The organism is Gracilimonas sp. B-17, from assembly GCF_056857935.1.
In genome coordinates this window covers 1-6,895 of record NZ_JBSXOA010000003.1, presented here as the reverse complement: position 1 = coordinate 6,895, position 6,895 = coordinate 1, and the positions used below count along the sequence as shown (strand labels likewise).

Genomic DNA, 6,895 nt, shown 5'->3' with positions numbered 1-6,895 from the left:
GGTTTCGGATTGTTTGATAGCAAAGACCACTTGGGCTTCGGTAAATTTTGTGTTTTTCATGGCAATTATGGTTTGATGTAAATTAGTATAATTGCCCGAAATCTCTACTTTAGATTGGTACAGTTTTTAGGGAGGAGGTCATTTTGTTCTTCACTTAATTCAAAGTTGTAATCTCTTTCATTCTCTTCTTCACCAAAAAGTTTTGAGAAATATTCACTAATAACAGTTTCTCCAAAGTGTCCAAAAGGAGGGTTACCAATATCATGCACCAGACATACATTTTTGAGTGTGGTCGGAATGCATCTAATTAAAAAATCTTCCTCTTTTTTTGTTCTTTTTAAGAATTTAGCATCTTCCACTATTCTTATTCCAAGAGAATAACCTATTGCTAAAACCTCAAGCGAATGTGTCAAGCGAGAGTGAATGTTATCATCTGAGGTAAGTGGAAAAACTTGAGTTTTGTCATGCATCCGGCGAGTCGCAGGACTGAAAATCAATCTTCCAAAATCACTTTCAAATGGATTTCTTGCATCACCTGTATAATCTTTTGATGATGGTCTAAGCCGTTTATCACTTAATAGTTTATTCCAGTCCATAATTTATTGTTTTACTTATCTCAAATAATTCACTGAATTAAGTTATTTAAAAACAGAAATATAATATGAAAAAAAGTCGTAAAGACTTAAATCCAGTTTTAAAACACCGCATAAAGATGCCCAATAATGTATTGGAATAATGAAAATAGTCATCTTTAGTCGCAGTAAATATAACCGTTCTCCAATTATCAATAATCTTCACATATCCATATTAAACTCACCACAGAATTTATTGAGCTTATAAAATGACATTGCTCATATAAGTATAAATCTTCTGGAATATAGTTTCCCTCAAACCAAGTTTTAGCTAAAAGGACTTCTTTATCTTTAATTAATTTTCCCTTTAAAAAATAGTCACTTGCAACCGAATTTAAAGGAACTTGAGTTTTATTTCTAAGGTAGCCAACATCAAAATCGATACTTTTTACAAACCATTCTATAATTCCGTCTCGAGAAAATGTTATGCAACAGGGAACGGGGCCGTTTCGCGCATATTGAAAAAGTGTTGCCGTAATACTTGTTCCAAACTTATTGGATAGTTCAATGATGAGATCTAATGTAAGAGGTTCCTCTGTTGTAAGATCTAAAATTATCTCTCGAGGCATTAATAGTTCTGATGCGAATTCATTCGCTTCGGTTTCCTTCCTGTTTTTTCTCCCCCAATCGACAAAATCACTCTCATCACAAATAAACATTTTGTCATTTTTATGCATCACAAAATGTCCAATTTCATGAGCTAGAATAAATTTTTTCTTTCTTTGATAGGAAATAGCTGAATTAATAACTATTAGTGCTTTGCCTGTTATTTTAGATTGTATTATTCGACCCTGAGAACCCAAAATTTCTTTATAATCCACATAAGCACCTAGAGCATAGGATAAATCTTCTAACAAATCATAGCTAATTGTAGTAAGCCCAAATCTTTTTCGAATATTTTTTGCACTATTCTCGCCCCGACTCATCGTCTTCCAGTTTTTGCAAGAGATTTAATAACTCTTCTTCTTTTAATAATTCTTGGGCATCTTTCTCATCAAGTTTTTCAATCTTTGAAAACTGTACTGATAATCCAGAGCTCAAACCTTTGAAAATTCTTATTAGCTCCTCTTTTGGATCAGAATAAACCTTATCAGCTAGCAACTCTTTAGCTTGGTTTAGTAATTCTTTTTTTCTTTTGGCTAATTTAAGATCAGCTTGAGCTTTTATCGTTGTGAGAAATTCTTCACCTTCCGCTTTAACTTCATTTACATCAAAACCTGAATCTGATAGATAGTCCTTAGCTTCATCATAGTCATCAACCTGGCTTATTAAATTCAAAAATCTGATAATTGTATCGTGATCTTTCATTTCAAGGCCTCCTTTGTCATTAACTCTTCCCAAATTTTAACTCCACTTCTTCTCAAGCGTTTCCTCATATTGTAAACTTCATTCACAGATAAATTCATTTCTTTAGCTATTTCAGTAGCTCCACAATTTTCCAGTTCAAATAATAAAAGAGTCCCTAGATTTTCATCTATTTCACAAATTTGTTCATATACATAGTCAACAAGCTCAGATTGAATCTTTCTCTCATGAAAGTTCTCTGAGTCTATTAATACTGCCCAAAACTCATAATCGGAATCATTATCAACATCAAATTCAGCACTAGACAATTTTGAGCAAGCAAAATTACTAATTTCACTCTTTACGGAACTAAACAAGAAATTCTTAAAGTTAGGCGTACTTTCAATATTCCAATTCCTTACACCCTCCAATACTTTTGTAATTATTTCTTGAACGAAATCTTTTCCTGATCTCCCTTGTGGGATTTTTCTACTGCTAAATAGAATGGCTAGTCTCTTTTCAGCAAAAGCTACCAACTCCACGTAATCCTTATTCGTGAGCTTTTTTAGCTCTTTTAAAGTTCTTTTTCCCATTAATCTAATTGGTGTTTATTACTAATAGCTGCTTTTATAAAAAAATTTTCCATCCCTTGGCAAATTTCCAAAATAAATCAGCTATTAATAATGAAAACAAAATAATAAACAAAAACTCATTTGATTATGAAATCACAAACTAAGACACCGACAGTAACTAAAAACAATGATAAAGATAAAGGCCCCAAGTATAACATCAATATTGAAGGCCAAACATACCCTTGGGATAAGGACACTATCACGACAGAAGAAATTATTGAGCTGGGCGGATGGGAGCCTTCAAAAGGAGCGATGATTATCGACCTCAAAACACAAGAACAACGAAATCTCACTCCAGGAGAAGTCCTTCAAATAAAACCAGGAATGGGATTTTCCAAAAAATTGAAGTTCAAGAGAGGTTAAACCTATGAAGGAAAGAATAGAGAAGGAATTAGAACTAATTCGGACAATTTTTCCAGACTTAAAGTATACTGAAAATGGTCACTGGTTCTATATTCCTTCTTATAGTTTACCAGATGGTTGGAATAGAGCAGAAACTGAAATAGCTTTCCAGATTAAAGATGGATACCCGGCTACTAAACCATATGCGTTCTATGTACCTAATGGTCTTCTTTATAATGAGCAAGCCCCAAAAAACTATAAATCTTCAGCTAATAACCAACCCCCTTTTGAGGGAACCTGGGGGGAACTTTCATGGACAATTTCTTCTCCATGGCAACCTACATCAGATATAGCGAAGGGAAGTAACCTGTTAAATTGGATGTTAAGCTTTGAGAATAGATTTAAGGAGGGAGCTTAATGAAAGAAGTGCATTTATCAATTCCCGAGAATACCTTTAATAAATTACAAGGTCATGTTTTAAAGACTTCATTAGAGGACGCCGCATTTGCATACGTTAAATCACATATAAGAAATGATCGTCTAATTTTTGAGGTTATTGATTGGGACCCAATTCATGAAAATGATTTTGAGTCCCGGTCAGCATATCATTTGAGTCTTAGCTTTGAGACACAAGGCAAAATTATAAAAAAAGCACACGACCTCAATGCTTCTTTAGTAGAGTTTCATTCTCATTCAGGAGATTTCCCTGTTAAATTTTCCTATAGCGATTTCATAGGATTTGAAGAGTTTGTCCCTCATGTATGGTGGAGATTAAATGGGAAGCCATATTTAGCTGTCGTGTTTAATCATAATAGTTTTGATGGATTAGCCTGGATAGAAAATCCTAATATTCCGCAGCAGCTAAATTGCATAAGAGTAGAGAATAAAGAAATGCGACCAACCCAAAGGACCTTAATAGAAGGTGTTAACTATGAATAATGAACGCTTTGTTAGACAAATTGACTTTTTTGGAGCTGATGGGCAAAAGAAACTTAGTGAAACGTCGGTAGCAATTGTTGGGATAGGTGGTCTTGGCACTCATGTCATTCAGCAACTTGCTTATCTTGGAGTCAAAGACTTTACTCTTATTGACGATGAAGAAATTGACGAAACTAATCTAAATAGATATGTAGGGACAAAGCCAGATGATATCGGGAAAAAGAAAACCCTTGTTGGTGAACGGATTATAAATGAAATTAACCCTTCTGCATTGGTTAAATGCATACAAAAACCTTTGCAATCTCAACAAGCATTTGATGGAATAATTTCATCGAATTGCATATTTGGTTGTCTTGATAATGAAGGGTCTAGAGTCATTTTGAATGAATTAAGCTCAGCTTATCAACGTCCCTACTTTGATTTGGGCACTGAAATCTACCCGGAAGATCAGGATTTTGGTGGTAGAGTGTGTATTTCAATTGATTCTAATGGCTGCTTAGATTGCTTTGACATATTAGATCGAGAAGAAGCGGGGAGGGATTTAGAAAACCCTGAAGCAAGAAAAGATAGAGAAGAATTATATGGGATTGATAAAGACCAACTTCATCATTCTGGCCCATCAGTTGTTTCATTAAATGGCATTATTGCATCACTTGCAGTAACAGAATTCATGGTTTGGATTACAGGTTTAAGACCCCCAAATAAGCTTCTAATGTATTTAGGAAAGCTGGGAACGGTGTCATTCACCAAAGAAAGATCAAACCCCAATTGCTATTTTTGTAACCAAGTAAGAGGAATGAAAGATAAAGCCAATGTAGAACGGTTTATTTCCTAAATACTCACCTTAACTAAACTGTCAGATTTCCTCGTGACTACTTCAACTAAATCTGCTAATTAATCAATATAGCTTAAGGCTATTTTCTTAGCTCCATATCAATCTCGATAATTCGTATAGCAATCTATGTCTCTTTTCTAGTTCCTCAGGCCCAAATTTTTCCATATGTTCAAGATTGAGAGCATATTTTTCTTTAAAATCTCTCACATCAATTTTAGACTTATAAGCATCCTCTCTTAAAGTTCTATTCCATAGTAAGGTATCCGCATAAGATTTGAGTTTCTCACTATACGATTCATTATTACTAGAAATATTATCTCTGCCTTTAAGAAGTAAAATTCCTCCCAATCTATTTCTTTCTTGCTCAAATAGATCTTCGTCTTCTTTAAATAGTTTTAAATTCTCCTCATTGTGAGAAAGTATATGTTCAATATGAAACCCTGTTTTGTGTCCAGTCTTTTTTACTAAATCACCAATCTCATGGACCATACCAACATTTAAGTTTTCTGATAAAAATTTATCAACTCGGCCAAAAAAGTACCTTTTAAATCTTTTGTTTAAACTTATTCCGGTATTTCTAAAGTACCCATAATGAAGGGGTTCCGTGGCTTCTGCACTTCTACGCTCTGAAAGCTCCTCTAATAAATATTTATCAAACACCTCAGTAATTTTATTTAGTTCTTTACCCCTTATTTCACTCGAAATTTTATATATAGCATCGTTAAATGAATTACTGTCATAAGAGTTTTGTAGCTGAAGCAAAGAAAAAAACCTGTCGGTTTGATAAGCTACTTCTATGATCTTTTCTTCTTCTTGATAATCATTAAGCTTACAAGCTGACATGATCAGCAAGAATTGGCCATCGAGATCATTTAAATTGTTATAGTAAACATGCTCAAACCCCGTTTCCAGCTCTTGAGTGAGTCTATAAATTTTTTCGTACAGCTTTGAGTAGTAACTAAAATCCTTTTCTAGAAAATCTTTGACTCCAGAAGTATTGTGTTTCAGCTTTAACTCATTGGTGATATCATTCGAAAAAATCTCTCTGTGATAATCACCATCAAATCTTTGCCCCTCTTTTCGTGTATTTGCATAATTAGCCTTTAAATAAAATCGGAAAAAAGTGTCTGTTTCATCCTTCTTTAATGAATTAATTGACTTAACCCGATTTTCCCAAAGTCCATTATAATTTTTTTGGTCTAACTCTACTTTATCAATTTGACCTAGAAGTTTTCCCTTTAAAATCTCATATGGTTTAAGCCGAATTCCTCTATCATTTATTACTTCAAAAACCATTGGAACATCTGTCTGCTCAACAGATAGCTTTATTAAGACTAACCTATGTAAAAAATAGAACACAAAGGTTTCAAACTTATGTTTATCTACTAATTGTTCATCAAGCCACTTACTAATTGTTTGATAATTTTCGAGTATATTTTCTGCTGTAACACCGCTTGTTACATCTATATCGCTAAACGCTTTATCAAGCTTATATAAGTCTTCAAGTACTGTATTATGTTCTTGATGATTCATCCAAAATGAATGTTTCATTCCCGAAAAACCAGCAATTTTCGCCTCTATCCACCTCTCCGTTTCAGATCCAAATTCTTTAGCGATGTGATATAGCTTAATCAGAATTAGTGTTATAGTTGTCAGTCGCTGTTGACCATCAACAATGTACACTTTACCATCTACAGTGTTTGTTACATAAGTATTAAGGTAATACCAAGAATATTTTTCTGAAATTGTTTTCTCACTTGGATCAAGCTCATGGTTAACTGAATACTCCTGATTAAATTTATAGAAAATATCGTCAAGTAATCGCTTTACTGGCTCATCACTCCACTTGTAATCTCTTTGATAGAAATCAATGTGATAAGTTGTATTTGAAAATAGTGTGTCAATATTTTGATTACCTGGCGTAATATCCATTTCAAATGATTTCCTATACTTTTAGTTTACTGGCTCGTTAACAAAACTCTCTTCTTAGTCTTATCATGGGTGATAGTTACTTTTAATGTCATCCTTCATTTCTTGGTAGTGTAGTATTCCATCATTAGTACCATTCAAAAATGAAGAAAGATTATTCATGAGCCCCTCCCCGTTTATGTACCAGTTAAAAGTAGAGAATCGGACGTTATTTGGTGTTGATTAAGGTACTCATTCGGGGTTAAATCTCCGAGTGAGCTATGAGGTCTGAAGGAATTGTATTCGTTTCTCCAAGCCTCAAT

The 6,895-nt window shown here is 33.7% G+C and carries 10 protein-coding genes; 4 read left to right on the top strand and 6 right to left on the bottom strand.

Annotation, left to right across the window (positions count from 1 at the left end):
* Positions 1–104 precede the first annotated feature (104 nt).
* The 4 genes from AC13FX_RS00075 to AC13FX_RS00060 all read right to left on the bottom strand — a co-directional run bounded on the left by AC13FX_RS00075 (position 105) and on the right by AC13FX_RS00060 (position 2,509).
* Positions 105–596 (bottom strand): HD domain-containing protein, encoded by a 492-nt coding sequence (locus tag AC13FX_RS00075; RefSeq protein WP_482878375.1) that lies wholly within the window; start codon positions 594–596, stop codon positions 105–107.
* A 188-nt stretch (positions 597–784) separates the two neighbouring features.
* Positions 785–1,558 (bottom strand): ImmA/IrrE family metallo-endopeptidase, encoded by a 774-nt coding sequence (locus AC13FX_RS00070; RefSeq protein WP_482878374.1) that lies wholly within the window; start codon positions 1,556–1,558, stop codon positions 785–787.
* A complete protein-coding gene (locus AC13FX_RS00065; protein ID WP_482878372.1) occupies positions 1,539–1,940 on the bottom strand; it encodes a hypothetical protein in 402 nt (133 codons plus the stop codon). Before AC13FX_RS00065 ends, AC13FX_RS00070 begins: the two co-directional genes overlap by 20 nt.
* Positions 1,937–2,509 carry a sigma-70 RNA polymerase sigma factor region 4 domain-containing protein gene (locus AC13FX_RS00060; protein WP_482878371.1) on the bottom strand — a complete coding sequence of 191 codons (573 nt, stop codon included), beginning with the start codon at positions 2,507–2,509 and terminating at the stop codon, positions 1,937–1,939. Before AC13FX_RS00060 ends, AC13FX_RS00065 begins: the two co-directional genes overlap by 4 nt.
* Positions 2,510–2,635: 126 nt before the next feature.
* Between AC13FX_RS00060 and AC13FX_RS00055 the strand changes: the two genes are divergently transcribed.
* Genes AC13FX_RS00055 through AC13FX_RS00040 form a run of 4 tightly spaced genes read left to right on the top strand, consistent with a single transcriptional unit; the run spans position 2,636 to position 4,664 of the window.
* Entirely contained in the window at positions 2,636–2,911 is a 276-nt protein-coding gene (locus AC13FX_RS00055) for a multiubiquitin domain-containing protein (RefSeq protein ID WP_482878370.1), read from the top strand.
* Between the two features lie 4 nt (positions 2,912–2,915).
* On the top strand, positions 2,916–3,308 hold the full coding sequence (locus tag AC13FX_RS00050) for a hypothetical protein (RefSeq protein ID WP_482878369.1): 393 nt from the start codon (positions 2,916–2,918) through the stop codon (positions 3,306–3,308).
* Positions 3,308–3,829, top strand: a complete 522-nt coding sequence (locus AC13FX_RS00045) for a hypothetical protein (RefSeq protein ID WP_482878368.1) — start codon at positions 3,308–3,310, stop codon at positions 3,827–3,829. Before AC13FX_RS00050 ends, AC13FX_RS00045 begins: the two co-directional genes overlap by 1 nt.
* Positions 3,822–4,664, top strand: a complete 843-nt coding sequence (locus tag AC13FX_RS00040; protein ID WP_482878367.1) for a HesA/MoeB/ThiF family protein — start codon at positions 3,822–3,824, stop codon at positions 4,662–4,664. The genes AC13FX_RS00045 and AC13FX_RS00040 overlap by 8 nt, the downstream gene beginning before the upstream one ends.
* An 87-nt stretch (positions 4,665–4,751) precedes the next feature.
* Here the strand turns inward: AC13FX_RS00040 and AC13FX_RS00035 are convergent, their stop codons facing one another.
* Together AC13FX_RS00035 and AC13FX_RS00030 are read right to left on the bottom strand one after the other, a co-directional pair.
* Positions 4,752–6,596, bottom strand: coding sequence for a DUF262 domain-containing protein (locus AC13FX_RS00035; RefSeq protein ID WP_482878366.1), 1,845 nt, complete (start codon positions 6,594–6,596; stop codon positions 4,752–4,754).
* Between the two features lie 173 nt (positions 6,597–6,769).
* Complete coding sequence (locus tag AC13FX_RS00030; protein ID WP_482878376.1) at positions 6,770–6,895, bottom strand: integrase core domain-containing protein; 126 nt, start codon at positions 6,893–6,895, stop codon at positions 6,770–6,772.